General features: G+C 60.5%; 22 protein-coding genes. 1 reads left to right on the plus strand and 21 read right to left on the minus strand.

The genetic code is table 11. The annotated features are described in order from the left end of the window. Nucleotides 1–2: 2 nt before the first annotated feature. The 7 genes from pheS to AC1DS5_RS04275 form a co-directional block, all read right to left on the minus strand. A complete protein-coding gene (pheS, locus tag AC1DS5_RS04245) occupies nucleotides 3–1,067 on the minus strand; it encodes a phenylalanine--tRNA ligase subunit alpha (RefSeq protein WP_477717004.1) in 1,065 nt (354 codons plus the stop codon). Nucleotides 1,068–1,275: 208 nt separating this feature from the next. Beyond that, a complete protein-coding gene (rplT, locus tag AC1DS5_RS04250) occupies nucleotides 1,276–1,635 on the minus strand; it encodes a 50S ribosomal protein L20 (protein ID WP_011483030.1) in 360 nt (119 codons plus the stop codon). Nucleotides 1,636–1,660: 25 nt separating this feature from the next. After that, nucleotides 1,661–1,864, minus strand: a complete 204-nt coding sequence (gene rpmI, locus AC1DS5_RS04255) for a 50S ribosomal protein L35 (protein ID WP_007870723.1) — start codon at nucleotides 1,862–1,864, stop codon at nucleotides 1,661–1,663. Between the two features lie 206 nt (nucleotides 1,865–2,070). Then, nucleotides 2,071–2,670, minus strand: coding sequence for a translation initiation factor IF-3 (infC, locus tag AC1DS5_RS04260; RefSeq protein WP_477717225.1), 600 nt, complete (start codon nucleotides 2,668–2,670; stop codon nucleotides 2,071–2,073). A gap of 105 nt (nucleotides 2,671–2,775) precedes the next feature. Continuing rightward, nucleotides 2,776–4,683 carry a threonine--tRNA ligase gene (gene thrS, locus AC1DS5_RS04265; protein ID WP_477717005.1) on the minus strand — a complete coding sequence of 636 codons (1,908 nt, stop codon included), beginning with the start codon at nucleotides 4,681–4,683 and terminating at the stop codon, nucleotides 2,776–2,778. A gap of 383 nt (nucleotides 4,684–5,066) precedes the next feature. Beyond that, the gene (gene aceA / locus AC1DS5_RS04270; protein ID WP_477717006.1) at nucleotides 5,067–6,386 is read right to left on the minus strand and encodes an isocitrate lyase; all 1,320 of its coding nucleotides are present in this window, start codon (nucleotides 6,384–6,386) and stop codon (nucleotides 5,067–5,069) included. A 332-nt stretch (nucleotides 6,387–6,718) separates the two neighbouring features. Beyond that, the gene (locus AC1DS5_RS04275) at nucleotides 6,719–7,198 is read right to left on the minus strand and encodes a gamma-glutamylcyclotransferase family protein (protein WP_477717007.1); all 480 of its coding nucleotides are present in this window, start codon (nucleotides 7,196–7,198) and stop codon (nucleotides 6,719–6,721) included. 123 nt (nucleotides 7,199–7,321) lie between these two features. On the opposite strand from AC1DS5_RS04275, the gene AC1DS5_RS04280 reads away from it, so the two are divergent. Further along, complete coding sequence (locus tag AC1DS5_RS04280) at nucleotides 7,322–8,269, plus strand: DMT family transporter (protein WP_477717008.1); 948 nt, start codon at nucleotides 7,322–7,324, stop codon at nucleotides 8,267–8,269. Here AC1DS5_RS04280 and AC1DS5_RS04285 read toward each other — a convergent pair. The 14 genes from AC1DS5_RS04285 to AC1DS5_RS04350 all read right to left on the minus strand — a co-directional run bounded on the left by AC1DS5_RS04285 (nucleotide 8,214) and on the right by AC1DS5_RS04350 (nucleotide 25,642). Next, on the minus strand, nucleotides 8,214–9,092 hold the full coding sequence (locus AC1DS5_RS04285; RefSeq protein WP_477717009.1) for an ABC transporter permease: 879 nt from the start codon (nucleotides 9,090–9,092) through the stop codon (nucleotides 8,214–8,216). The two genes, AC1DS5_RS04280 and AC1DS5_RS04285, sit on opposite strands and share 56 nt — an antisense overlap. A gap of 1 nt (nucleotide 9,093) precedes the next feature. After that, a complete protein-coding gene (locus AC1DS5_RS04290; RefSeq protein WP_477717010.1) occupies nucleotides 9,094–10,035 on the minus strand; it encodes an ABC transporter permease in 942 nt (313 codons plus the stop codon). 10 nt (nucleotides 10,036–10,045) lie between these two features. Beyond that, nucleotides 10,046–11,161, minus strand: a complete 1,116-nt coding sequence (locus tag AC1DS5_RS04295; RefSeq protein ID WP_477717011.1) for an ABC transporter ATP-binding protein — start codon at nucleotides 11,159–11,161, stop codon at nucleotides 10,046–10,048. 101 nt (nucleotides 11,162–11,262) lie between these two features. Beyond that, the gene (locus AC1DS5_RS04300; protein WP_477717012.1) at nucleotides 11,263–12,420 is read right to left on the minus strand and encodes an extracellular solute-binding protein; all 1,158 of its coding nucleotides are present in this window, start codon (nucleotides 12,418–12,420) and stop codon (nucleotides 11,263–11,265) included. 335 nt (nucleotides 12,421–12,755) lie between these two features. Then, nucleotides 12,756–14,276, minus strand: a complete 1,521-nt coding sequence (locus AC1DS5_RS04305; protein ID WP_477717013.1) for a malonate--CoA ligase — start codon at nucleotides 14,274–14,276, stop codon at nucleotides 12,756–12,758. 44 nt (nucleotides 14,277–14,320) lie between these two features. Beyond that, nucleotides 14,321–15,127, minus strand: a complete 807-nt coding sequence (locus AC1DS5_RS04310; protein WP_477717014.1) for an enoyl-CoA hydratase/isomerase family protein — start codon at nucleotides 15,125–15,127, stop codon at nucleotides 14,321–14,323. Nucleotides 15,128–15,320: 193 nt separating this feature from the next. Beyond that, nucleotides 15,321–16,319 carry a Bug family tripartite tricarboxylate transporter substrate binding protein gene (locus AC1DS5_RS04315; RefSeq protein WP_477717015.1) on the minus strand — a complete coding sequence of 333 codons (999 nt, stop codon included), beginning with the start codon at nucleotides 16,317–16,319 and terminating at the stop codon, nucleotides 15,321–15,323. A gap of 57 nt (nucleotides 16,320–16,376) precedes the next feature. Further along, on the minus strand, nucleotides 16,377–17,864 hold the full coding sequence (locus AC1DS5_RS04320; protein ID WP_477717016.1) for a malonyl-CoA decarboxylase: 1,488 nt from the start codon (nucleotides 17,862–17,864) through the stop codon (nucleotides 16,377–16,379). Then, nucleotides 17,861–18,529 carry a GntR family transcriptional regulator gene (locus tag AC1DS5_RS04325; protein ID WP_477717017.1) on the minus strand — a complete coding sequence of 223 codons (669 nt, stop codon included), beginning with the start codon at nucleotides 18,527–18,529 and terminating at the stop codon, nucleotides 17,861–17,863. The genes AC1DS5_RS04320 and AC1DS5_RS04325 overlap by 4 nt, the downstream gene beginning before the upstream one ends. Nucleotides 18,530–18,748: 219 nt before the next feature. Next, nucleotides 18,749–21,241, minus strand: coding sequence for a patatin-like protein (locus AC1DS5_RS04330; protein WP_477717018.1), 2,493 nt, complete (start codon nucleotides 21,239–21,241; stop codon nucleotides 18,749–18,751). A gap of 159 nt (nucleotides 21,242–21,400) precedes the next feature. Next, complete coding sequence (gene lgt / locus AC1DS5_RS04335; RefSeq protein WP_477717019.1) at nucleotides 21,401–22,243, minus strand: prolipoprotein diacylglyceryl transferase; 843 nt, start codon at nucleotides 22,241–22,243, stop codon at nucleotides 21,401–21,403. A 75-nt stretch (nucleotides 22,244–22,318) separates the two neighbouring features. After that, nucleotides 22,319–22,858, minus strand: coding sequence for an N-acetyltransferase family protein (locus AC1DS5_RS04340; RefSeq protein WP_477717020.1), 540 nt, complete (start codon nucleotides 22,856–22,858; stop codon nucleotides 22,319–22,321). A gap of 1 nt (nucleotide 22,859) precedes the next feature. Beyond that, the gene (locus AC1DS5_RS04345; protein ID WP_477717021.1) at nucleotides 22,860–23,462 is read right to left on the minus strand and encodes a helix-turn-helix domain-containing protein; all 603 of its coding nucleotides are present in this window, start codon (nucleotides 23,460–23,462) and stop codon (nucleotides 22,860–22,862) included. A gap of 152 nt (nucleotides 23,463–23,614) precedes the next feature. After that, nucleotides 23,615–25,642, minus strand: coding sequence for a penicillin-binding protein 1A (locus AC1DS5_RS04350; RefSeq protein WP_477717022.1), 2,028 nt, complete (start codon nucleotides 25,640–25,642; stop codon nucleotides 23,615–23,617). Nucleotides 25,643–25,863 lie beyond the last annotated feature (221 nt).

Below are 25,863 nucleotides of genomic sequence, written 5' to 3' on the forward strand. Positions count from 1 at the left end.
TTTCAGGACTGGAACTGGGACAGGAAGCGGATATCGCCGTCAAAGAACAGGCGCAGGTCATTCACACCGTAGCGCAGCATGGTCAGGCGGTCCGGGCCCATGCCGAAGGCAAAGCCGATGTATTTTTCGGGGTCCAGCCCCATGTTTCGCACCACGTTCGGATGCACCTGGCCGGATCCGGCCACTTCCAGCCAGCGGCCGGCCAGCGGGCCGGTCTGGAACTGGATGTCGATTTCGGCGCTGGGTTCGGTGAACGGGAAAAAGCTGGGGCGAAAGCGCAGCACGAGGTCGTCGCTTTCAAAGAAGGTGCGGCAAAAATCGGTGAAGACGAACTTCAGATCCTTGAAGCTCACGTTTTCGCCTATCCACAGGCCTTCACACTGGTGGAACATCGGCGAGTGGGTAGCATCGCTGTCCACGCGGTAGGTGCGCCCCGGTGCAATGACGCGAATCTCGGGCATCCGGCCGCCCGCGTCGATGAGCGCACGGTGCTTTTTGACATGCTGGACCGCATAGCGGATCTGCATGGGGCTGGTGTGGGTGCGCAGCAAATTGGGCGCAGTTTCGGTGCCGCCTTCGACATAAAACGTGTCGTGCATGGAGCGCGCCGGATGGTCTTCCGGCGTGTTGAGCGCGGTGAAATTGAACCAGTCGGTCTCTATCTCCGGGCCCTGCGCCACGTCAAACCCCATGGAGCCGAAAATGGCCTCGATGCGCTCAAGCGTGAGTGACACCGGATGCAGCCCGCCCTGTGCGCGCTGGCGACCCGGCAGGCTCACATCCAGGGCCTCAGCCTTGAGCTGCTTTTCGAGTTCGGCATCGGCCAGAGCCTGCCGTCTATCGTTGAGCGCCGCCTCAATCGCCTGCTTGGCCAGGTTGATGGCCGCACCGCGGGATTTTTTTTCGTCCACGCTGAGGGCGGCCATGCCTTTCATCAACTCGGTGACACGGCCCGATTTACCCAGAAACTGCGCCTTGGCGTTTTCCAGGTCGGCAGGCGTGGTGGCCTGCGCAAAACTGGCTTTGGCGCTGCTGACCAGGTCGTTGAGGGCATCAGGTTGATTCATACATTCTCTTGTTCGACATAAGGAAACAGCTCAGGCGTTTTCAACAACACTCTCACCATTCAGGCAACCCGGTGAGCAAACAGGTCAGCAGGTCAGCAAGTGAGCGCTGTAGAAAAGGCCATGAAAAAGGGCCAGAGCCTTTTCAAGCTCCAGCCCTTTATTTTCGTGCGCAAGCAGCTATTTATTCAATAGCATACTGCCCTGAAAATCAGGCAGCCAGCTTGGCTTTCACCTGCTCGACGATGGCGCCGAAAGCGGCGCTGTCGTGAATGGCCATATCGGACAGAACCTTACGGTCAATCTCGATGCCGGCTTTTTTCAGGCCATTGGCGAATTGGCTGTACGTCATGCCGAATGAACGGCTGGCAGCATTGATACGGGCGATCCACAACTGGCGGAACACGCGCTTTTTGGTACGGCGGTCACGGTAGGCATATTGCCCGGCCTTCATCACCGCTTCTTTGGCGATGCGGAAGACATTACCGCGGCGGCCGCGGAAACCTTTTGCAAGGGCTAAAACTTTTTTGTGGCGGGCGCGAGCCGTTACACCACGTTTGACGCGAGGCATGTGTGTACTCCTTGTTCGTCGTTAATTAAATGCCCTGGCCTGGCAGCATCTGTGCCATGTGACCCATATTGGTCTCATGAACAGTCACCGCACCACGCAGATGGCGTTTGTTTTTGGTGGTCTTCTTGGTCAGGATGTGACGTTTGAAGGCTTGGCCGCGCTTGACGGTGCCACCAGGACGAACGCGGAAACGCTTTTTAGCGCCGCTCTTGGTCTTCATTTTGGGCATGTAAATGCTCCTTTTCATTTGTGCTCGTGAGGCGCTGCGAACCTTCCGCAGACTTGATGGCCCCGAGACACTTGTTAAGTGAAAAATCTTTCGACTTTTCACTGGCCGCAAAAGGTTTGACCCCTTCACTTTCGGAAAGCCGGCTTGCGCCTGCTTTCACCGGAACGCCACAAAGCGCCCCTTATCCTTATCTTCTGTCCGCCACCTCAGGCTGCGGACGGTGCCGGAGCCGTTTCGGCTGCCGGTTTTCCCGCACCTGGCTTCTTGCGGCCCGGCGCGATCATCATGACCATCTGCCTGCCTTCAAGCTTGGGGAACTGCTCCACCACAATCAAATCCGCCAGCTCATCGCGGATACGCGCCAACAGGGCCAAGCCCAGTTCCTGGTGCGTGATTTCCCGACCACGAAAGCGCAGGGTAATCTTGCACTTGTCGCCCTCTTCCAAAAAGCGCTTGATGTTGCGCAATTTGATGTTGTAGTCGCCATCGTCAGTGCCGGGCCGGAATTTGATTTCCTTGATCTCGATCACTTTTTGCTTGGACTTCGCTTCGGCCGCCTTCTTCTGCTCGGCGTACTTGAACTTGCCGTAATCCATCAACCTGCACACCGGCGGAACCGCCGTGGGGGAGATTTCAACAAGGTCCACGTCGGCCTCACCTGCCAGGCGCAAGGCCTCCATGATGCTGACAATGCCCAAAGGCTCGTTGTCTGGCCCGGTCAGACGCACTTCAGGGGCCATGATTTCACGGTTCAAGCGGTGCTTGCGTTCTTCACGGTGACGGCGGTCACGAAATTCAGTAGCGATGGTTCTATCCTTTAACTCTTGCTATAAAAGCTATAGCGGCTTGCGCCCGTCCTGCAATGACGAGAAGCTTTAGTGCCGGTAAATTCTGGTGAATTTTCCAGCGGCTCAGGCTTTTTGTGCGATGTCAGAGGCAATTTGCTGGGCAAACGCATCGAGAGGCATCACTCCAAGGTCTTTGTTACCCCGGGCGCGCACAGCAACGGCTCCGGCGGCCTTCTCTTTGTCACCCACGACAAGGATATAAGGCAGCTTTTGCAATGAGTGCTCCCGTATTTTATACGTAATTTTCTCATTGCGCAGATCCAGGTTGACCCTAAGCCCTTGATTTTGCAGCATTTTGGCAACTTCTCGGGCATATTCAGCCTGGGAATCGGTGATATTGAGCACTGAAACCTGAATGGGCGCCAACCAGGTTGGCAGCGCGCCGGCGTGTTCTTCGATCAAAATCCCGATAAATCGCTCCAGACTGCCCACAATCGCGCGGTGCAGCATCACCGGGCGATGGCGGGCACCATCTTCGCCCACATATTCGGCATCCAGGCGCTCCGGCATGGAGAAATCGACCTGCATGGTGCCGCACTGCCACTGGCGGCCAATCGCGTCTTTCAGCGTGTACTCAATCTTGGGACCGTAAAACGCACCCTCGCCCGGGGAAATTTCAAATTCACAGCCTGAAGCGCGCAGGCTTTCGATCAAGGCCTGCTCGGCCTTGTCCCAGCTTTCGTCGGAGCCAATACGGGCGTCGGGCCGGGTAGCGACCTTGTAGATGATGTTTTTAAAGCCGAAGTCGGTGTAGACCTTTTGCAGCAAGGTCGTGTAGTCCACGCACTCCTTGAGAATCTGCTCTTCCGTGCAGAAAATATGGCCGTCATCCTGCGTGAAGCCGCGCACCCGCATGATGCCGTGCAGCCCGCCCGAGGGTTCATTGCGGTGGCATTGGCCGAATTCACCGTAGCGCAGCGGCAGGTCGCGGTAGCTCTTGATGCCCTGCTTGAAAATCAGGATGTGGCCGGGGCAGTTCATCGGCTTGAGCGCGTACTCGCGTTTCTCGCTCTCCGTCGTGAACATGTTGTCGCGGTACTTGTCCCAGTGGCCGGTCTTCTCCCACAAGGTCTTGTCGATGACCTGCGGGCCCTTGACCTCCTGGTAGCCATTGTTCTGGTAGACCTTGCGCATGTACTGCTCCACGCCCTGCCAGACCGTCCAGCCCTTGGGATGCCAGAACACGAGGCCAGGCGCATGGTCGTCAATGTGGAACAGGTCCAGCTCCTTGCCCAGCTTGCGGTGGTCGCGCTTTTCGGCTTCCTCCAGCATGGTCAGGTACTGCTGCAGTTCGTCCTTCGTGGCCCAGGCCGTTCCGTAGACACGCTGCAGCATCTCGTTGCGATGGTCGCCGCGCCAGTAGGCGCCAGCCACCTTCATGAGCTTGAAAAATTTCAGCTTGCCGGTGCTGGGCACGTGGGGGCCGCGGCACAGGTCTTCAAACGCGCCTTCCCGGTACAGCGACACATCTTCATTGGCGGGGATGCTGGCAATGATCTCGGCCTTGTAATGCTCGCCAATGCTCTTGAAGTGCGCCACGGCTTCGTCGCGCGGCAGCACACGGCGCGTCACCTGCTCGTCTTTGGCCGCCAGCTCGGTCATGCGCTTTTCAATGGTCGCCAGGTCTTCCGGCGTGAAAGGACGCTTGTAGGCAAAGTCGTAGTAAAACCCGTTTTCAATCACCGGCCCGATCGTGACCTGCGCCTCGGGAAACAGCTCCTTGACCGCATAGGCCAGCAAGTGCGCCGTGGAATGGCGGATCAGCTCCAGCCCATCGGCATCCTTGGCGGTGATGATGGACACCGAACTGTCTTTTTCAATCAGGTAGCTTGTGTCGACCACCTTGCCATCGACCTTGCCGCCCAGGGCGGCCTTGGCCAGGCCGGTACCGATGGATGCCGCGACTTCGGCTACCGTGACGGCTTGCGGGTATTCGCGCCTGGAGGCATCGGGGAGCGTGATTTGAATCATCGGATGGGCTTTTAAAGTTAAGCGGTCAAACAAAAAGCGCGGAACTTGCCGCGCTTTGATCTGGGAGTGTGTGGATTGATGCTAATTTAATTTTTAGCTATCACTATCAGTCAGCCAGGGATGCGGGCTAGCGCCCTGGATGACTCCAGAAACAGGACGCTGTACTAGTTCGCGGTGTCATAACCCGAACTGTCCTTTCTGTTTCTTGATTGGTTAATTGCATGGCCCTATTTTACGGCAGGTCGAGCAGGCCGGTTGCGGGTCTTAAGTGCCGTCCCAGGCAAGCCGCGCCACAAAAAAGCCCGGACAGGCGGGTAAGCACTGTCCGGGCTGAAAGCTGCGCGCCAACTCCGGCAGGAGCTGTGCGCTTTTGAAGGCGTGATTTAGTGGAACTGCTCTTCTTCGGTAGAGCCGGTCAATGCGGTCACGCTGGACTTGCCGCCCTGGATCGCCGTGGTCACTTCATCGAAATAACCGGTGCCCACTTCCTGCTGGTGCGACACAAAGGTGTAGCCGCGGTCGCGCGCTGCGAACTCGGGTTCCTGCACCTTCTCGATGTAGGCCGTCATGCCGCGCTTGACGTAGTCTTGCGACAGGTCGTACATGTTGTACCACATGGAGTGAATGCCAGCCAGCGTGATGAACTGGTACTTGTAGCCCATCGCGCCGAGTTCGCGCTGGAACTTGGCGATGGTGGCATCGTCCAGGTTTTTCTTCCAGTTGAACGAAGGCGAGCAGTTGTAGGCCAGCATCTTGCCAGGGTGGACCTTGTGCACGGCATCGGCAAACTTCCTGGCGAAGTCGAGGTCTGGCGTGCCGGTTTCACACCACACCAGATCGGCGTAATGCGCATAGGCATTGGCACGGGCCACAGCCTGCTCCAGGCCCTTGCGGGTCTTGTAGAAACCTTCTGCGGTGCGCTCACCCGTCAGGAAAGGCTTGTCGATCTCGTCATAGTCGGAGGTCAGCAAGTCGGCCGCCTCGGCATCGGTGCGTGCAATCACCAGGGTAGGCACGCCGCACACGTCGGCCGCCATGCGCGCGGCGATCAGTTTCTGGCAGGACTCGCGGGTCGGCAGCAACACCTTGCCGCCCATGTGGCCGCACTTCTTGACCGAGGCAAGCTGGTCTTCCCAATGCACGCCGCCGGCACCCGCCTTGATCATGGCCTTCATCAGTTCGAAGGCATTGAGCACGCCGCCAAAGCCGGCTTCAGCGTCCGCCACGATGGGGGCGAAGTAGTCAATGTAGTCTTTCTCGCCGGCGTCAATGCCCTTGGAGTGCTGGATCTCGTCGGCACGGCGGAAGGTGTTGTTGATGGTCTCCACCACCTTGGGCACCGAGTCCACCGGGTACAGCGACTGGTCCGGGTACATCGACGAGTAGGTGTTGTTGTCAGCGGCCACCTGCCAGCCCGACAGGTAGATGGCCTTCACGCCGGCCTTGACCTGCTGCATGGCCTGGCCACCGGTGAGCGCGCCGAGGCAGTTCACGTAAGGCTCGGTGTGCAGGAGGTTCCACAGCTTTTCAGCGCCGCGCCGGGCCAGCGTGTGCTCAATCGGAAAGGACCCACGCAGGCGCACCACGTCGGCGGCGCTGTAGCCGCGCTTGATACCTTTCCAGCGCGGGTTGGTGGCCCAGTCTTTTTCCAGGGCAGATATCTGCTGGTCGCGGCTCAGTTGTTCAGTGAAGGTCTGTGGCATGGTGGGCTCCGTAGGTTGAAGAAAAGTGACTGATGACGTGGATCTACTTTAAGTCTTCTACAAGACCTTTGGAAGCTCTTATGTCTTATATAAGACAAAAATTAACTTCAATAAAATCAATGGCCTTCAGTTATTTTTCCGTATTATGAAATTTAATTTCTTGTATTGAGAAATTTTTTTGCACTGCACCAATTCAGTATTTCACATTGAAAAATGCATTTACCGGATTATGAAATTCAGCGCGCCATCGGCGATGCAAAGGCAAGAGGTATGCACCGGAGATGATTCGCCGGCCTGGCTGCCTGCCGGGCGCACCGGTCCACCGCCGTGATTCAGCGGCTGTGCCCAGCCCGATACCGCGTCCAGTCGCCACCCACAATCACCGGTTTGCCCCTGGCATGCCCGGGCGCAATTTCATAAAGAAGGCAGATCACTGTTCCGGCTACTTCCTGCTGCGACGAGGCTGGTTCATGGGTTGGTTCATGGGCAGGTTGATGGGTCGGCGGGTGGTCAAGCACCACCAGAACTTCGCGCCGGATGTACTCACCACTCTGCTGGGGCCACACTTCCTCGATTTCATCGAGTTGCCGCTCCAGCTCAGGACTGATTTCATACACCTCCCCCCACACCACGCCCTCCCCGCCCAACACCAGGCCAGGGTAGGCGCCCAGATGGTGCAGTGTGCCGGCCACGCTCGCCTGCCCGACCCATCGCGGCGCAGGCATCAGACGGTTGATATCGCGCTCTTCACCCCGGCGCAGGGTGCCGTAAACGAAGACGTGACGGACATGATGTACAGGCTGTGGCGACATGGTTGACGGATCAGGGCGGCTCAAAGTAAGGCATCATTTCAACCTGCGCATGGCCGCCAGGTCCGCGACTTAACCCGACTCGCCGCAAGGCCGGTGCAACATGCAACAGGAACCCCCAGTTTAATGAATCGCCTTGTGGCCTACACCTGCCTCGCGCTCAGCATGTCTCTCGTGGGCAGCTATGTAGCGCTTTCCAAACCCCTGGTCGCCGCCTTGCCGGTCTTCCTGCTGGCCTGGCTGCGCTTTGGCATCGGCGGTACCGCCATGCTGCACTGGCTCAAAAAACCAGCGGAAGAAACACCCATGAGCAGCCAGACCCGGCGCCTGCTCTTTCTGGAGTCTTTTCTGGGTAATTTCCTGTTTTCGATCTGCATGCTGTTTGGCGTCAGCATGACCAGCGCGGTCGCGGCAGGCGTCATCATGGCTTCCATCCCCGCTGCCGTCGCCTTGATGAGCTGGCTGTTCCTGCGTGAGCGCATTGGCCTGCGGGTGTGGAGCGCCATTGCCTGCGCGGTGATCGGCATCGGCCTGGTTTCGCTATCGAGAAATGAGCTGCCCGCGTCCGGGCATATGGGGCCAGCGGGTGATCTTTCCTCCAGAGTCTCGTGGCTGGGCAACCTGCTGCTGGTGGGTGCCGTGCTGTGCGAGGCGGCCTATGCCGTGATTGGGAAAAAACTCACCGGTGTGCTCAGCCCCAAGCGCATCACCGCGCTCATCAATCTGTGGGGCTTTGCCCTGATCACGCCGCTGGGGCTATGGATGGCCTGGAGCTTTGACTTTGCGCGCGTGGAAACGTCAAGCTGGTTGCTGCTGCTGTTTTATTCGCTGGCGGCCAGCGTGTGGACGGTGTGGTTGTGGATGACCGGGCTGAAGACCATCCCCGCCAACCAGGCCGGGGTGTTTACCGTGCTGTTGCCCGTCAGCGCTGCTGCAGTCGGCGTCGTGGTGCTGGGGGAAACACTGAACGGCCCCCAGATCGGCGCATTCGCCATCGCGCTGGCCGGCGTGGTGCTCGCTACCCTGCCCGGGCGGGGTCGGGGAAGTTCTGTTCCGGTCGAGCCGCCGCACTGATTTCACGGTCCAGCCGTTTCTGCCAGCGCATCACATAGATGCTGTACGTGATGATGCCCAGCGAAACCACGGCAATCAGGATGGTCGCTGCCGCATAGATGGACGGGTTCACGCCACGGCGCGCGTAGCTGAAAATCACCTGGGGCAAGGTCGTCACGCCCGGGCCTGACAAAAACTCCGAGATCACCACATCGTCAAATGACAGGGTGAAGGTCAACAGCCAGGCCGAGACCAGGGCCGGTGCAATATTGGGCAGGGTCACCAGGAAAAAAACCTGCATGGGCCGACATCCCAGGTCCATGGCCGCCTCCTCCAGCGAGCGGTCCATCTCGCTCAGGCGCGACTGGATCACGACCGTGGCATAAGCCATGCCGAGCAGCGTGTGGCCGGTCACGATGGTGATGAAGCCGCGGTCGGGCCAGCCCACCGTGCGCTGCACAGCCACCATCAGCAGCAGCAAAGACAGTCCAATGATGACTTCGGGCATCACCAGCGGTGCATTCACCATGCCGTAAAACAGCGTGCGCCCCGTGAAGCGCAGGTAGCGCACCAGCACAAATGCGGCAAAGCTGCCCAGCACCACCGACAGCGTGCCGGTGATCAACGCCACCTTGAGCGACAGAAAAAACCCCTCGACCAGCCGGGAGTCCGCCAGCAGGGCCTGATACCAGCGCAGTGAAAAGCCGGTGAACACGCCATCCTGCCGGGTGCTGTTGAAGGAAAAGACGATCAGGAAAAACAGCGGTATGTAAAGGAAAAGATAGACCACGCCAAGCCAGAGCCAGCCGATCTGCTTTTCCGCAAAACGCCACAGCTTTTTCATGTCAGTGCTCCCTGCCGTCACCGCGACCGCTGTTTGCGCGGTAGTAAAAGGCCAGAGGCACCAGGATGAGCAGAATCATCACGACCGCCAGGGCCGCCGCGCGCGGCCAGTTGTTGCTGCTGAACATTTCGTCCCAGACCACGCGGCCGATCATGATGTTTTCGGCGCCGCCCAGCAGCGAAGGAATGACGAACTCACCCACACTGGGAATGAAGACGAGCATGGAGCCGGCGATGATGCCGGATTTGCTCAGCGGCACGGTCACCAGCCAAAATGCCTTCCACGCGCTGGCCCCCAGGTCGTGGGCCGCTTCCAGCAGGCGGAAATCCATCTTCACCAGATTGGCATACAGCGGCAGGATCATGAACGGGCAATACACATAGGTCATGCCGACCAGCATGGACACATTGGTGTAGAGCATCACCACGGGTTCATCGATGATGCCCAACGCCAGCAGCAGGTTGTTGAGCACGCCCTGGTCCGCCAGGATGCCCTTCCAGGCATAGACACGCAGCAGGAACGAGGTCCAGAAGGGCAGCATGACCAACATCAGCAAGGCCGGGCGAATGGACGGCCGCGACCGGGCAATGAAATAGGCAAACGGATAACCGATCACCAGGCACGACAGTGTGGTGAACAAGGCGTATTTCAGGGAGGTTTCGTAGGCCTCCATGTAGATGGTGTTGCCCCATCCGGCATCGGCCCCCTGCCCTGCATCATGAAAAATGGAAACATAGTTGGTGTAGCGCAGCATGACGCGCCAGGAACCCGAGACGGCCTCCACCAACGGCGCAAAAGGATCCACGCCATTGCCCATGTCCGTCACGCTGATGCGCAGCAGGATCAGGAAAGGCAGGACAAAAAACAGCAGCAGCCAAATGTAGGGCACGCCGATGACAAAGCGCCGCCCGGGATTGAACTGGAGCCAGGAAGGGATTTTCATCGCAGCGGCTTTATTGGGTCAGCACCACCGGTGCATCGCCGTCCCACCAGAAAAAGACCGGGTCATCCCAGGTGATCGCGCTGCCTTCATGCCGCGTGGTGTTGGCTTCCGTGATCTTGACGGTGCGGCTTTGGCCGCCCTCCCCCTTCACTTCCACAATGAACGTGTTGTAGCTGCCGAAATAGGCGATTTCGCGCACCTTGCCGCTGAACAGGTTGACGGTGACGTCAGGCCGGGTTTTGGAGATGTGGACCTTCTCGGGGCGCACAGCAACGGCAACCGACATGCCCTGGGTGCCGCTGATGCCATGCCCCACGTGCACCACGCCGTACCCGGTGGTGACCTCGCAACGGTCCGCCTCGTCCAGCGTGAGCTCACCCTCCATCAAATTGACGTTGCCAATGAAGTCGGCCACAAAGCGGCAATTCGGGTGCTCGTAAATTTCCTTCGGCGTGCCCACCTGCAGCACCCGGCCGTGGCTCATGACGGCAATGCGGGAAGCCATGGCCATGGCTTCTTCCTGGTCATGGGTCACCATGACACAGGTGACGCCCACCGATTCCAGGATGTTGACGAGTTCAAACTGCGTGCGCTCCCGCAGTTTCTTGTCGAGCGCACCCAGCGGCTCATCGAGCAGCAGCAATTGAGGTTTCTTGGCCAGGCTGCGCGCCAGGGCCACGCGCTGCTGCTGGCCGCCCGAGAGCTGGTGCGGCTTGCGCTTGGCAAAAGTCTCCAGTTGCACCAGCTTGAGCATCTCCTGCACACGCGTTTCAATCTGTGCCTTGGGCATTCCCTCGCGCTTCAGGCCAAAGGCAATGTTGTCCCAGATGTTGAGGTGCGGAAACAGTGCATACGACTGGAACATCATGTTGATGGGCCGCTCGTAGGGCGGAAACGAGGCGATGTCCACCCCATCGAGGATGACCGAGCCGGAGGTCGGCTTCTCAAGGCCGGCCAGCATGCGCAGCAGCGTTGATTTTCCGCAGCCGGAACTGCCGAGCAGGGCAAAAATTTCGCCTTTATGGATGGACAGCGAGACATCGTCCACGGCCGCCACGCCGTCAAAGCGCTTGACCAGCTGGTCGGTTCTCAGATAACCGTCGCCAGGCGACGCAGATAAATTCATGAGGCGTAGTTCCGAGGTTGCAAAACCACATCAAAAAGGCTGTGCATGCTGGGTCGCATACACAGCCTGATCAGCCAGCCCAAGGGGCGTGGCCCGAAAACTCAACTACCCTTTTTGAACAGGGTGAAGACGTTGCTCATGGATTCGCGCGCTTCGTTGCTGAAGCTTGCGGGAGAGACCATTTTCTGCAGGTTGGCGGCATCGGGGAACACCGCTTTGTCCTGGGCGATTTCCGGCTTGACGTTCGCCAGGCTGGCCTTGTTGGCCGTGGCGTAGCCCAGCTCATTGGTCAGCGAAGCAGACACTTCGGGGCGCAGCGAATAGTTGATGAACGCCAACGCGTTGTTGGGGTGCTTGGCATCCTTGGGAATGGCCAGGGTGTCAAAGAAAATCAGGCCGCCGGTGCTCGGCAGCAGCGCCTGGACCTCGTTGCCGCTCTTGTTTTCAAGCGCGCGGCCGCGGGCGATGTTGATGTCCCCCGCCCAGGCCAGCGCCACACAGGCTTTGCCGCCGGCCAGGTCATCAATCATGGTGCTGGAGAACATGCGGATGTGCGGACGTACCTTGGCCAGCATGGCGGCTGCGGCCTTGTGGTCGGCCGCATCGTTCGAATAGGCGTTCTTGCCCAAATAGTGCATGGCCGGGGGAATCACCTCGGTCGGCGAATCCAGAAAGGCGATGCCGCAGGACTTGAGCTTGGCCGTATAGACCGGGTTGAACACCAATTCCCAGGCGTTTTCAGGCATGGGCGTTGAGCCCAGCGCCTTGGCAACCTTGGCTTTGTTGATGCCCACGGTGGTGAAGCTCCAGGCCCAGGGCACCAGGTAGGCGTTGCCCGGGTCAATGGTGTTCAGCTTTTCCATGATGGACGAGTCGAGGTTGCCATAGTTGCCGATCTTGGACTTGTCCAGCTTCATCAGCAGCCCGCCATCAATTTGCGGCTTGGCAAACACGGCGCCAGGCACGACGATGTCGTAACCGGTATTGCCGGCCACCAGCTTGGCGTGCAGGGCTTCGTTGTTTTCAAAGGTCTGGTAGTTGACCTTGATGCCCGTTTCCTTCTCGAAGTTCGCCACCATGTCCTTGGCGACGTAGTCCGGCCAGTTGTAGACGTTGAGTACCTTCTCCTCGGTGTTCACCGCCACAGCCGCGCTGGCCGGGGCGGCCGGCGTTGCCACTGCAGGGGCCTCCTCCTTTTTGCCGCAGGCACTCAGTGCCACTGCGGAAAAGGCAAAAATCCACAAATGCTTTCTTATCATGTCCGGGCTCCGTCAGGAAAGGTAACAACAGAAGGTAAACACACGCGGCGCTGGCGCCACAGGATGCACAGGCCAGCCAGCCGCAGATTGTATAAGAGCGGTTTGTCGGGTAAACCGCATCCGGGCCGTTCCTGGCAGCGCCGGCCCCGCTCCGGATGCCTCCGGCGTGATGCAAAAGCCGTACCAGTTGCAGCATGCCATAGCCGTCCCCCAAATACTCCACCTTCCGGTCTTCATTGCCCGGCTCAGGCTCCGCCAGTCGGGCTCACCGGCCCGCTGCACCGACCTGCCGCTGCGGCGCGACCCTCCCAATGCGGCAGCCTGAACGGGCAGTCTCAGGAAAACAGGCCTTTTTGCTGGTCGCGCAATACGTTCTTCTGGACTTTCCCCATGGTGTTGCGGGGCAGTTCGCTGGCGATGAAGCAGCGCTTGGGAATCTTGAAGTTGGCCAGCCGGGATTTCAGGCCGGCGATGATCTGGCCGGCGTCCAGCGAGACGCCAGGCTTGGGAACGACGATGGCGACACCGACCTCCCCGAAATCAGGGTGCGGCACGCCGACCAGCGCACTCTCGGCCACGCCCGGCATGTCGTTGATGTAGCCTTCAATCTCGGCCGGGTAGACGTTGTAGCCCCCACTGATGATCAGGTCCTTGCTGCGCCCGACGATGGTGATGTAGCCGCGCTCGTCAATTTTCCCCACATCGCCGGTTTTGAAGTAGCCGTCGGGCGTGAACTCTTCCTTCGTTTTCTCGGGCATGCGCCAGTAGCCCTGGAAAACATTCGGCCCCTTGACCTGAATGGCACCGATTTCGCCAACCGGCACCGGCCTGTCATCTTCGCCCTGCACCCGCAGGCTCACGCCCGGCAGCGCCAGCCCCACGGTGCCGCCGCGCCTCTCGCCGCCCTCGTACGGATTCGAGGTGAGCATGGCCGTTTCGGACATGCCGTAGCGCTCGAGAATGGTATGCCCGGTGCGCTGCTGCCACGCGTTGAAAGTTTCAATGAGCAGCGGCGCCGAACCCGCCACGAAGAGGCGCATGTTGCGGCAAGCCTCGCGATCGAGTCCCGGCTCGGCGAGCAGGCGTACATAGAGCGTGGGAACCCCCATGAACACAGTGGCCTCGGGAAGTTTTTTCACGACCAGCCGGGGGTCGAATTTGGACAGCCAGATCATCTTGCTACCGTTGATCAGCGCGCCGTGGACGGCCACAAAAAGGCCGTGCACGTGAAAGATGGGCAAGGCATGAATCAGCACATCGCCCTTCTTCCAGCCCCAGTAGTCCTTCAGGACCAGCGCATTGCTGAGCATGTTGCCATGCGACAGCATGGCACCCTTGCTGCGCCCGGTGGTGCCGCTGGTGTAGAGAATGGCCGCCAGGTCGCCCGGCTTTTTCACGGCGATGTCGTGCCGGTCGCTGCAATGCGCGGCGCGCTCCAGCAGGGAACCGGTGCGGTCGTCGTCCAGCGTGAAGACATTTTGCGTGCCCGCCTTGAAAGCGATTTTGCTGACCCAGCCGAAATTCTTGCTGCTGCACACCACGACAGCCGGCTCCGCATTGCCGATGAAGTACTCGATTTCTGCGCTCTGGTAGGCCGTGTTGAGCGGCAAAAACACATAGCCGGCACGCAGCGTCGCCAGGTAAAGCATCAGCGCTTCGACGGATTTTTCAACCTGCACCGCCACCCGGGCGCCGTCCGGCAGGCCCAGCGACTGGAGAAGGTTGGCCATCATCGCCGTGGCGCGCTCCAGGTCACGCCACGAGTAGGTCAGGCCGTTGTCGGTTTCAAGGGCCACTTCATCCAGCGAGGCGGGAAACGCGGCGCGCAGCGCAGCAAACAGGTTATGGTTTTTCATGGATCAGGCTGTCGAAGGTTGAGGATTCAAAAAGTTCAGAAAGTTCAGCAAGCGAATCGGGGCTGGCGCTTTTCAACAAAGGCCATCACGCCCTCGCGGTGTTCGGCCGCGGCCGCGTAAGCATAGGCACTCGCTATTAAATTTGCAGCAACCGATGGATCAGCGGCAGGCACCAACGCCCTGAAAGTCTGCTTGTTCAGACGCGCCGCCTGAGGTGCCAGCTGGCTGATACGAGCCGCATACGCCAGAGCCGCCCGGGCGACTTCACCCGCCGGCACGACCTGGCTGAGGAAACCGCGCTGCTTCATCTCGGCCGCGTCCAGCACGGCTGCCGACAGCAGCATTTCGCGAGCCGTCAGCTCGCCGGCAGCGCGCATCACCAGCGCCGCCTCGCGCGGGGCCATGGGAAAACCCAGTTTGGCAATCGGCGCGCCAAAGCGGGCCGTCTCGCTGGCGATGCGGATGTCGCAGCAACTGGCAATTTCCATTCCGGCCCCCATGCAGTTGCCCTCGATCTGGGCAACGATGGGAATGTCGCAGTCAAGCATGGCACGCAGGCCGCCCCATACGTCGTTTTCATGGAAGTCGCGCAGGCTGGCTTCATCGAACCGGAAATCAGCATATTCAGAGATATCGCCCCCCGCGCAAAAGTGGCCGGCGTCTTCTGAGCTGGCTGGCACACGTTGGCCGCATATCAGCACGCAAGTCACATCATGGCCGCGCTGGAGCTGCTCGAACGCAGCCCGCAACTCGCCCCACATGGCTCGCGACATGGCATTGAGCTTGCCGGGGTGCGACAGGGTCACTGTCGCAACCGGGCCCTGCCTCTCCAGAAAAATGGCGCCGCTCATCGTATGAAAAGTGTGGGAAACATGCAATTTTCCGACGGGCCGCCCCTAGGAAAATTAGCCCCCAAGGGGCTGGAGCCTGCGGCTCCGAACCTGCTTGAGCAGGTTTGGACAGGCGACAGAGGCGAAGCGTCTGGCGAGCCGCGGCCTGCAAGGCCTCGCGCATTACACGAAGTGAAAAGCGTGGGGGTCATACCTATTCGAGCTTGGCGCCCGAGGTTTTCACCACATCCGCCCAACGCTTGATTTCCGAGTGGACAAAAGCACCAAACTGCTGCGGCGTCAGGTTGCCAAACTCCGCACCGTTGCTGGCCCAGATGGCCTTGAGTTCGTCGGTCGCTGCAGCCTTGCGCAGGTCTTCCACGATGCGTGCCTGGATATCGGGAGGCGTCCCTTTCGGCGCCCACATGCCGTACCACGTGGTCACGGTGTAGTCCGGCAGGCCCACCTCGGCGGCGCAGGGAACATCCGGAAAAGCCGGATTGCGCTTGCTGCCCGACACCATCAAGGCCTTGATGCGGCCGCCCTTGATGTGGGCTGCAGACGAACCCAGGCCGTCGAACATCATGTCCACATTGCCGGAAATCAGGTCCTGCAAGGCCGGGCCGGCACCCCGGTAAGGAATGTGCGTGATGAAGGTCTTGGTCTGCTGCTTGAACAGCTCGCCGGCCAGGTGATGGGAGGTGCCGGCGCCGGCGGAGCCGTAGTTGAGCTTGCCGGGATTCTTGCGGGCGTACTCGATGAAGGCCTTGATGTTTTGCGCCTCTGCCCGCTTTGGATTGACCACCACCACCTGCGGCACGTTGGCCATCAGGGCAAGCGGCACAAAATCCTTCTCGAGGTCGTAGTCCAGCTTGGGATACATGGAAGGCGCAATGGTGTGGTGCACTGCGCCCATGAACAGGGTGTAACCATCAGGCTGTGCTTTCGCTGCAATGCTGGCGCCCAGCGTGCCGCCGGCGCCACCGCGGTTGTCGATGATGAGCTGCTTGCCGGTGAGCTTGGAAAACTGACCCGACAGCGGCCGGGCAAACGCATCGGTACCGCCACCGGCCGGGAAAGGCACGATCACCGTGACCGGTTTGGTCGGCCAGCCCGACTGGGCACGGCTGTTGATGGCAAATAAGGCAACGCTGGCAGCCGTGGCGCGCAGCACGTCGCGCCGCGAACCCTTTAGCCCAAGGCTGAATGTCATTTTTTGTCTCCTGTCGTTGTTGAAATCAGAAATCCGGAATCAATGTTAAGTACACATTCAAATATACAAATCTTCCACGTCACCTGATACGGGGATTTTCCCCTGCGCAAGCATGGCGCGGTGCTTGTCCAGGCGCTTGAGATCGTAGAGGTAATTCACCATGAGACCATAGGACTGCTTGAGCCCTTTGGGCGATGGATCACCGGCCCAGTTGAGCCGCTCAACGCGGGCACCGTTGCCGAGGTGAAAGCGCGCTACCGCATCGATCGATTTGCCGTCGTCCAGCGCGCGGCCCAGGTAATGCGCCGCGCAGTGCAGCAGCATCTGGCGTACCGGCGATTTTTCATGCAGAGCCAGTGCGCCCTCTGCAGCGCTGAGAAAATGCCCTGCCCCCGGCGGTTCAAACCCGACAGCACGGCCCAGTGCCACACGCTCCTTCTCGCCCAGACTCTCCAGCATGGCCGCAGCGTTCTTGCCCAGCCAGCTTCTAAAGCCCGGAATCGGCGAGAGCGTGGCAAACGTCCTGAGCCGCGGAAATTCTTCCTTCAGGGTCTCAACGACACGCTTGATCAGCGAGTCCCCAAAGCTCACGCCACGCAGGCCGACCTGCGTGTTGCTGATGGAATAAAAAATCGCCGTGGTTGCCGTGTTCACGTCCACTGCGTCGGCCGACTCGTCAAGCAGCGGCGTGATGCTATGGGCCATCGCATCGACCAGCGCGACTTCCACAAAAATCAACGGATCGTCGGGCAGGCGGGGATGGAAAAAACCGTAGCAACGGCGGTCCGAATCAAGCCGGTTCTTCACATCGGCCCAGCTCTTGATGTCGTGCACCGCCTCGTACTTGATCAGCTTTTCAATCAGGGATGCCGGTGAATCCCAGCTGATGCGGCGCAAGTCCAGGAACCCCACGTCAAACCACGTGGAGAACATGTATTCCATCTCGACGTCCAGGGCGTGCAGGCGCTTGTCGGCCTTCAGGTAGGGCAGCATGTCGGCGCGCAAATCCACCAAAAACCGGATCCCCTCGGGGAACGCGCTGAAACGCTGAAGCAGGCGCCTGCGCGGCGACACCGTGGCACGCCGATAGCGCACCTCGGCCACGGCCTCGTCAGGGGTTCCGACAGCTGCGGCAAACTGGGCTTGCGCGAGTTTGACTTTTTGCCCGTCGGCGACGAACTGCTCGCTCATCAGGAGCCACATGTCGCGCCGCTCATTCAGGGCGGCGCTGGCGTACCACCCCGCAACGCCCTTGGCCCGGCGCCCACCTTCGACCTCGCTGACCTGCGGATCCACAATCGCCTTCAACTCCTCCAGCGTACGGCGCAAGACGCGCGGCGACAGGGCTTCCTCCTTTTGCCGCAGCGTGGCCTTGAGCCGCTCGCGGGTCGAGCGTCCTGCCGGCAAGGCCTCGGCCAAGGTTGCAGCCGCTATCTTTTTAGGAGCAGCCTGCGGGTTAGGTACGGCTACTTCGGGTGCTTTTGATGCTTTTTTCTCGCCCGCAAGACGCGACACACTACGGTTAAGCCAATCTGCCGCGCTCATGAGGCCACCCGCGAACGCTGGTTGCGGGCCAACTCGCGCAAGGCTTCGCGCTGGCGCGTCAAATGGGTGCGCATGGCGGCCTCGGCGCCTTCGCTGTCGCGGCTTTTCAGCGCGGCAAACACGGTCATGTGCTCGGACAGGCTTTGCGCCAGCCGGCCCGGCGCCTGCAGCGACTGCAAGCGTGCCAGCTTCAAAATCTTGCGCAAATCGGCAATCGCCTGCGCCAGCCAGCGGTTGTTGGCCAGCAAAATAATGGCCTCGTGAATCGCGAAGTTCGCCGCGTAATAGTCAGTGATGCGGCCGGCCTGCGCGTGGCTGGCCAGCCGCTCATGCAGCGTCGTGAGTGCCGCCAGATCGGCATCGCTGGCATTGCGCGCCGCCTCATAGGCACAGCGCCCTTCGAGCAGCGCGATCACCGGGAAAATATCGTCCAGATCCTGCTCGGTCACTTCATTGACGAAGCAGCCGCGCCGCGGCTCATGGCGCAGCAACCCTTCGGCGGTCAAGACCTTGAGAGCCTCGCGCAGCGGCGTGCGGGAGATTTCCAGCCGCTCGCACAGGGCAACCTCATCCAGAAAGCTGCCCGGCGCGAACTGGCCCGCAAATATCTGCTCGCGCAAGGTGGCGGCGACCTCCTGGTGCAATGAACTTTGGACAAGACGCATGGCAAGGGTTCCTCTGGGCTGAGTTGATATGAACACTGCAAATCACGGCTGTAATTTCATGTAATTACGCGTAATTATGAACAGGTCGACGCGTGACCGCAAGTCTTGTTTCATCCGGACAAACCCTCACCTCACCTCACTCCGGCGCCAGAAAATAGGATGGGAATGGTCGACAACCGGTGGCGATGGCGCCCATGGATAGCGACCGGGTCAAAGGGATCAAAGGCGAGCAACGGCCTCCCCGAGTTGGGCCAGCAGCTCCGGGACGAACCTGAGCCGCTTGGCCTCCTCCTCAAGCACCTTCCCGAACGCACGTTTTTTCAGGGCGGCGATATCGAAATCGCCGCGCCTGTTCGCCGGAACCGTGCCGTCCAGAATATCGAAGAGCCGGTCCACCGCATGGAGCCGGCCCCACAAATAGTCATTTTCACGGATCGACCGGCTGAGAAAACCGCCAAAGCCGGCGAATGACCCGCCTTGCAGAACACTCTTCTGATCATGGAGCCCGAAGGTGGTCGAATCTTCGGGGCTGATGCGGTCGATCAGAATCTCGTCGATCGGGCCCGCATCCAGTGACAGGGCACTGGCCGTTGGGCGCAGGATGATGTCCCAGTAAAGGTAGCCAAGATAGCCGGTGAGTATGGCAACACGCCACCGCTCAGCCATACGCAGGAGCAAGGGAGATGCCAGCACGGCATCCGTATTGTCCATTGTCCGCTCCATGTCGCACTCCTGGCCCAGCCTTTCAACCAGCTTTGAGATTTCATCAAGGTCTTCTTTGCCAAGAAAATCAACCGCGCCAGAATCAATGTTCAATTTTTCATGGGCAAACCTGCCGACGAACAACCTTCGGCACATGGAAACGGCCTGGCGACTCAAAAAATTCATGTCGTCATAAACCGACAACTCGTCAATGCATTTTTGTACTTTTATTTTCAACAGATCGAGCGACTGCGGATCGGTCGCACCGGAGCCATCCGCTGCAATGTTTTGGTAGAGGTCGTTGATTTCATGCAAGACAAAATTCAATCGCCTTTTTTTGTAGATGACACCAAAATTCCCGATGATTTTTCCGAAGCTCGGCAACTCGGAATACTCATGAACATGTTCCGGCATGGAGTAGGAAGCGGCGATGACCCCCTGATTTCTGGCCCACTCCTCGACAATCTCCTGGATCTGGCGCGCGTCCCGCGAATCGGCAGCGTACTGACAGGCGCTGACAATGAGCTGAACGAGAAAGTCCAGCCCCTCAAGGACCAGAGAACGCACCCAGGCGTCATAGACAATCGCTGTACCGGACAGGAGGTTCATGGATGAGAGCCGCCAGTGCCGCAAATCATCGGCCGTGAAGTTGCCTTTGAGACCGCCCGCGGTCATCTGCTCGATCATCCTCGCGACATGGGAGCGCGCGTCCAGGATGGCAGCCTTCAAGCGCCGGGCCTGCCGGTTGTACCGGCTGATCACGGCCAGTTCGTTGTAAACGGGATCGTGACGAGGCAGGTCCGAGAGCGCCGCGCGCAACGTGGCGAAAAAACCCGGAACGCCATTGCCGGACGCCGCTTTCTCGCGCCTGATGTGAGGGTCTATGAAGACGAGGCGGCGATCCACTTCACGGAAAGCGCCATGGGTGCGGATGGCCTCCACACAGGCCATGATGGGCTTGTTGTCGAGAACGCTGCCATCGACCAGTACCGCGTCTTCGGGATTTTCTCCCTGCTCAAGGTACCTGCGGAAATTGCGCGCCAGGAAGTGCGTGCGCGCCGGCCACGGCCTGCGGCGTTCTGCCAGAATGTCGTCGATCTCGCGGATCTGCGCTGGCGGAAAGGCCCCGGGGTACGAAGCCGACGCCCGGGCGGCAAAGGCAAGAGACGGGAGATTATCAACATCGAAATCGCTCTGCAGATGGCCGGTTCTGCGATGGTCCAGGCTGAAGCGAAGAACGTGGCGATGCTCCCTTTCATGCGCAACCGGCGGATCATGGATGAAGATGGGCCGGTCCAGCCCTCTGAAATCGGTCACGGTGACCAGAAGGTCAAGCCTGGCTCCCGTGGGCAACAGCGACTCCGAAGCCGAGCCGGTTTTCCCCATCGCCACCAGGCCATCCAGCATCAGCGCGGTCATGCGGCGACCGTCAAGCGGAGGCTTGAACCAGCGAGAGCGCAGGAAAATCGAGACCCGCTCCTTCATTTCAGCGTCGGCCTTCCCGGGTAGCAAGCCCTCGCGGTCGAGCCGGGTAAGCAGGGGACGCATGAGCGGCCAAAAATACCACTTACTCCAGAGTCGCGCCCTGGCCTCAGGCGCCAACAGATTGAGCATGTCGGCATCGGTCAGCCACATGTCCGTGATAGGCGCCAGACTCAGGTCATGGGCCAGCGCCGTAGCCAGGGCCACGCCGTTGATGCCTCCCGCGGAGGCTCCCGCTATGACGTCGACGATGACCCGAAGATCAATCTCCCGCCCAAGGGTTTCCAGAAATTCAAGGTAAATGTCTCCGGTCGAGCTTTCCGGCTCATCAGGGTAATAGTCGTGAAAGCCAGACGCTGCAGACGCTGCAGATGCTGATGTCTCGTCGCTTTCATAGGATTTATCCCTGTGGCAGATTTTTGACGCTCTGACCAGATTGAGGATTTCGCGATTAATACCGTGCTGGTAAATCGCCAGCGATACGCCGCCGAAGAAAACGACGGCCAACCGAAGTTCTTTTTCTTTCATCGCTGCGCTCGCTTTCAGCCCCCTGGCAACGGGCGGCGAAATCGGTACCCCGCATATCAGTCTGCCCCCCTGCGACCCAAAAAGCAACAGCCGGCGCAAACCGGCTGACCGGTCGCGCCGGCCTTCTCGCGCGAGGCGGGAGACTAGGGCCCGTTCACCCTACTCAGGCCACTCAGACCGTGCCGCCGGCGCCGAAGCAGCCCGCTGCGAAGCCCACCACCACAGCCAGGCGCCAGCAGCGATCATGGGCACACAAAGCCACTGGCCCATGCTCATGCCGAGGGCCAGAATGCCGAGAAAGTCGTCCGGCTCGCGGAAAAACTCGGCGATAAAGCGGAACACGCCATAGCCCACCAGGAAGGCCCCGGAGACCTGCCCCATCTTGCGCGGTTTGCGCGCATACAGCCACAGCAGCACAAACAGCAACAGCCCTTCCAGCAGGAACTGGTAGACCTGCGACGGGTGGCGCGGCAGCATGGAGCCGCTATTCCTGAACACCATGCCCCACGGTAAATCAGGCGAGCTGAAACGCCCCCACAACTCGCCATTGATGAAGTTACCCACCCTCCCCGCCGCCAGCCCCGTGGGCACGCAGGGCGCTACGAAGTCCATGACCTGCAGCCAGGGCCGCTGGCGCGTGCGCGCAAACCAGAGCTGCGACACCAGCACGCCCAGCATGCCGCCATGAAAGCTCATGCCGCCCTGCCAGACCGCCAGAATTTCGAGCGGGTGCGCCAGGTAGTAGCCCGGCTTGTAGAAAAGACAGTAGCCCAGGCGCCCCCCGACGACGACACCCATGACGCCCAGGAACAGGATGTCTTCGATGTCCTTGCGCGACCAGGCGCCGGGGCCGGTGATGGAGGCATAGGGTTCATGCCGGAGACGCCGGGTCGCCAGGAAAAAAAACAGGCCAAAAGCCGCCAGGTAAGTCAGGCCATACCAGTGAATCGCCAGTGGGCCGAGTTGCAGGGCAACGGGATTGATTTGAGGGTGAATCAGCATGGGTTGCCATTGTGCACGCAAGCAGGCTGCAAGTCGGGCATGTCGGGCAAGCGGGTGATTGGCACCAGCCGAGGCTCAGCTGTCCAACACCCGATAGAAGTAGGTGGTGTCGCACAGCCCCCCGTGCGGCAGCAGCGCGTAGCCGGGAATCACGCCGCAACGCTGCCAGCCGAGCCGGGCATAAAGCCGCTCGGCATCGCCGCTCGCGGTGTCGAGCACCAGCAGTGACTTGCCGCACTCGCGCCCCAGTTGCTCGGCCGCTTGCATCAACAGCGCACCCAGCCCCTGGCGCCGGGCCCGGCGGTACACCAGCATCTTCGACACATCAGCGCGGTGCGGTTGATTTTCGGGTTGGTCCAGCACCAGTTGCACAGTCCCCACGATGCCGTCGGCATCTTCGGCCACCAACAGGCCGCGTTCGCCCTGCGCTACGCCATCCGCCACGCGGCGCCAGAACGCCAGCGCCTTGGGCATGGACAAGGGGAGCATGTAGCTCACCGATGCGCCACCGTCGACACAGTCGATCAGCAGTTCGGCCAGCGCCTGCACCTGTGCGTCGGTCACGGCCAACAGCCGGCGAATGCGGGGGGTGGGGACTGGGGTGTTCATTGACATGTCATTTCCAGAAGGCGGCAACGGATGAAGGCAAAGTGGTGATCACGACGGCATAGCGCGCGGTCTTGCGAGTGGGGTTGTGGTAGCTCACAGGGCGGTCCAGCACCAGCGCCAGGCAGTCGCCGGTGCCAAGCCGATGCTGGTCGTCACCCACAGTGACTTCGATGGAGCCCTCGAGCACCCACACCTGCTGGTGAATCTGTGGCTCCCGGGCGCCGGTTTCGTAGGCCACACGCGCTTTGGCGGGAAACGACACCTCAACGATCTGGATGGGCGAGGCAACGCCGCTGGGAGATACGTTTCTTCGTACATAGCCGGAATGGGGATCCCGCCACGACAGCTGGTCGGCCAAACGCGCCACGGGATCTTGGGTGGGCTGGGGTGCCTCGAACAGTGATGCCAGCGGAACGTTCAGACCCGTCGCCAGTTTCTCAAGCAGCACGGCGGTTGGACTGCTTTCGCCCCGCTCAATCAGCGAGATCATGGAGCGGCTAACCCCACAGTGCGTGGCCAGGGCATCAAGCGAGAGGCTGCGAGCTGCCCGCAAATCCCGCACGCGCTGCGCAATGCGGTCGTTCAAGCTGGCTGACTTTTGTTCTTTCATGATGGAATTATTTTCCATCATATTGGATTTCAGGTCAACCGAATCGAACTACTGCTTCACTGCGCAATAACGCGGCGTTGTTCGTTGTTGAGTGTGCAGTTCGAAGGCGTTGCTTACTTGTTAGCCAGCTACATTTTTGGTAGCAATTTTGGTCAATTCCCCTGCAACTGCCGGAAAATCCTGCCAAACAAGCCATTCATGATCTCCACGATCGGCGCCTGCGCCGGCGGAGCGGGCCGCGGGCGCGGAATGTCGAATTCGGCGTTCTGGTCTAGCCAGCGGTTGCGAAACCCTTGCTGAAAAACTTCGCCCACCATGGGCAGCGCGCTGCGGGCGCCCTGCCCCCAGGCGCCCATCGTCACGCTGTTGTCGTTAAAGCCGACCCGGGCGCCCGCCACCAGTTGCGGGTTCATCATGATGAACCAGCCGTCGGTGTTGTCTTGCGTGGTGCCGGTCTTGCCGGCCACGTCGGCCTGGATGCCATAGCGCTGGCGAATGGCCACGCCCGTGCCCTCGTCAATCACTCCCCGCATGGCGTTCACCAGGGTCAGCGCCTGCGCACGCGGCATGGCCAACTCGCGCTCCCTGACGGGCTCGAACTGTTCGAGTAGCCGGCCGTTGCGGTCTTCCACCCGCAGCACCAGCACCGGCGACATGTAGCTGCCGCCATTGGCAATGGTGCCGTAGGCGGTAACCATCTCCAGCAGCGTGACGGGGCTGGTGCCCAGCGCGAGTGACGGCACCAGGTCCAGCTTGCTCTGCCGCACCCCCATGGCCTGCGCCAGCGCCCCTACTTTGGCGGGCCCCACTTTCTGCATCAGCTGGGCCGTGATGGTGTTTTTGGAATACACCAGCCCGTCGCGCAGGGTGGTGGGCAGGCCGGTGGGCGGCGTCGCATCGCTGGGCGTCCACACCTCGCCGCCTTGCTGCGAGATGGCCACAGGCTGGTCAATCAGGGTGTCCAGCGGGTCCAGCCCCAGCATGAAGGCCGCGCCATAGACAAAGGGCTTGAAGGTCGAGCCCGGCTGGCGCCGCGCCTGGCTCACATGGTCAAACTGCTCCTGCGCAAAGTCGCGGCTGCCCACCCAGGCCCGCACGGCGCCGTTGCGCGGGTCGAGCGCGAGGAAGCCGGCCTGCAGCACGGGACGCTCCTGCCCCGCCTTGCGCCGGCCGTCTGCCAGCGTTTGCAGTTGCGCCATCTGCCGCGCCACCGCCTGGTTGGCCGCCTTCTGGATCTTGGCGTCAAGCGTGGTGCGCACCCGCAGGCCGTCTGCATGAATGTCGAAACCCCTGTGGTCGGCCCAGGCAATCAGCCATTTGCGCAAATGCTGGGCCACGTGCGGCGCCGGGCCCAGCGCCTCGGTCTGCCGCTCAAAGTCCAGCCGCAGCGGCCGCCTGGCCAGCGCTTCAACCCGGGCCGGGTCGAGCTTGCCGTGTTTGGCCATCTGCGCCAGCACCAGGTTGCGGCGCTGCACGGCGCGCTCCGGATTCAACACCGGGTTGTAGTAACTCGTGCCCTTGAGCATGCCGATCAGCGTCGCGCTCTCCAGCACGTCGAGCTTGTCGGCCGACTTGTCGAAATAAGTGCGCGCGGCCATTTCGATGCCGAAGGCGTTGTAGAGAAATGGCACGGTGTTGAGATAGGTCTCGAGGATCTCGCGCTTGGAATACACCGCCTCGATCTTCAGCGCGGTGATCGCCTCCTTGACCTTGCGCGTGATGCTGGCGGCGCGGCCGATTTCTTCAGGGTAAAGGTTGCGCGCCAGCTGCTGCGTGATGGTCGAGCCACCCTGCAGGTTGCCCGACAAAGTGCTGAGCACCGCCCCAGCCGTGCGGCGAAAGTCAATGCCGTGGTGCTCATAAAAGCGGTGGTCTTCGGTGGCGATCAAKGCGTTCACCACATAGGGCGAAATCTTGTCCAGGGTGACCCACTGCCGGTTGATGCGTTTGTATTCGGCCAGCACCGTGCCGTCAGATGCCAGCAGCACCGAGGGAGCTTCAGACTTGGCCTTGCGCAGGTCGCCAATGCCGGGCGTGAACGGAATCAACACCAGCACGTACAGCAGCATGAGTACGGGCAGCACCAAAGCCGCCCGCACGGGATGCCGCCTGACGGCACCCATCAGGCGGCGGGCCTGTTCAGTGGCGAAAGTGGCTGCGCGGTGGAGGGCCGGGGTCATGGACCAAGTTTAAGGTGACAGTCAACCCAGTTTGTAACTTTGCCGACCCTCCGGGGTTACATCTGGCTGCAGTCTCGTGGGATGGTCGCCATAAGCTACTTTTAATAGCGAGAAGAACTCACCGGCGCATCAATCTGCAGTTGCCGCCAGGCAGTGCAGAGACAATAATACGGCGCGGGACCTCCAATCCCAATACGGCAGCGGCAACTCGATCAACGAGG

The sequence above is a fragment of the Polaromonas sp. P4_H1 genome (assembly GCF_056400945.1).

Coding starts and splice junctions, on each gene's coding strand:
- lgt (WP_477717019.1), bottom strand. CDS start 22,243: ATGCTGATTCACCCTCAAATCAATCCCGTTGCCCTGCAACTCGGCCCA.
- AC1DS5_RS04340 (WP_477717020.1), bottom strand. CDS start 22,858: ATGTCAATGAACACCCCAGTCCCCACCCCCCGCATTCGCCGGCTGTTG.
- AC1DS5_RS04320 (WP_477717016.1), bottom strand. CDS start 17,864: ATGAGCGCGGCAGATTGGCTTAACCGTAGTGTGTCGCGTCTTGCGGGC.
- aceA (WP_477717006.1), bottom strand. CDS start 6,386: ATGCCACAGACCTTCACTGAACAACTGAGCCGCGACCAGCAGATATCT.
- AC1DS5_RS04275 (WP_477717007.1), bottom strand. CDS start 7,198: ATGTCGCCACAGCCTGTACATCATGTCCGTCACGTCTTCGTTTACGGC.
- thrS (WP_477717005.1), bottom strand. CDS start 4,683: ATGATTCAAATCACGCTCCCCGATGCCTCCAGGCGCGAATACCCGCAA.
- AC1DS5_RS04280 (WP_477717008.1), top strand. CDS start 7,322: ATGAATCGCCTTGTGGCCTACACCTGCCTCGCGCTCAGCATGTCTCTC.
- AC1DS5_RS04345 (WP_477717021.1), bottom strand. CDS start 23,462: ATGAAAGAACAAAAGTCAGCCAGCTTGAACGACCGCATTGCGCAGCGC.
- AC1DS5_RS04300 (WP_477717012.1), bottom strand. CDS start 12,420: ATGATAAGAAAGCATTTGTGGATTTTTGCCTTTTCCGCAGTGGCACTG.
- rpmI (WP_007870723.1), bottom strand. CDS start 1,864: ATGCCCAAAATGAAGACCAAGAGCGGCGCTAAAAAGCGTTTCCGCGTT.
- AC1DS5_RS04290 (WP_477717010.1), bottom strand. CDS start 10,035: ATGAAAATCCCTTCCTGGCTCCAGTTCAATCCCGGGCGGCGCTTTGTC.
- pheS (WP_477717004.1), bottom strand. CDS start 1,067: ATGAATCAACCTGATGCCCTCAACGACCTGGTCAGCAGCGCCAAAGCC.
- AC1DS5_RS04310 (WP_477717014.1), bottom strand. CDS start 15,127: ATGAGCGGCGCCATTTTTCTGGAGAGGCAGGGCCCGGTTGCGACAGTG.
- AC1DS5_RS04325 (WP_477717017.1), bottom strand. CDS start 18,529: ATGCGTCTTGTCCAAAGTTCATTGCACCAGGAGGTCGCCGCCACCTTG.
- AC1DS5_RS04305 (WP_477717013.1), bottom strand. CDS start 14,276: ATGAAAAACCATAACCTGTTTGCTGCGCTGCGCGCCGCGTTTCCCGCC.
- AC1DS5_RS04330 (WP_477717018.1), bottom strand. CDS start 21,241: ATGAAAGAAAAAGAACTTCGGTTGGCCGTCGTTTTCTTCGGCGGCGTA.
- AC1DS5_RS04295 (WP_477717011.1), bottom strand. CDS start 11,161: ATGAATTTATCTGCGTCGCCTGGCGACGGTTATCTGAGAACCGACCAG.
- rplT (WP_011483030.1), bottom strand. CDS start 1,635: ATGCCTCGCGTCAAACGTGGTGTAACGGCTCGCGCCCGCCACAAAAAA.
- AC1DS5_RS04315 (WP_477717015.1), bottom strand. CDS start 16,319: ATGACATTCAGCCTTGGGCTAAAGGGTTCGCGGCGCGACGTGCTGCGC.
- AC1DS5_RS04285 (WP_477717009.1), bottom strand. CDS start 9,092: ATGAAAAAGCTGTGGCGTTTTGCGGAAAAGCAGATCGGCTGGCTCTGG.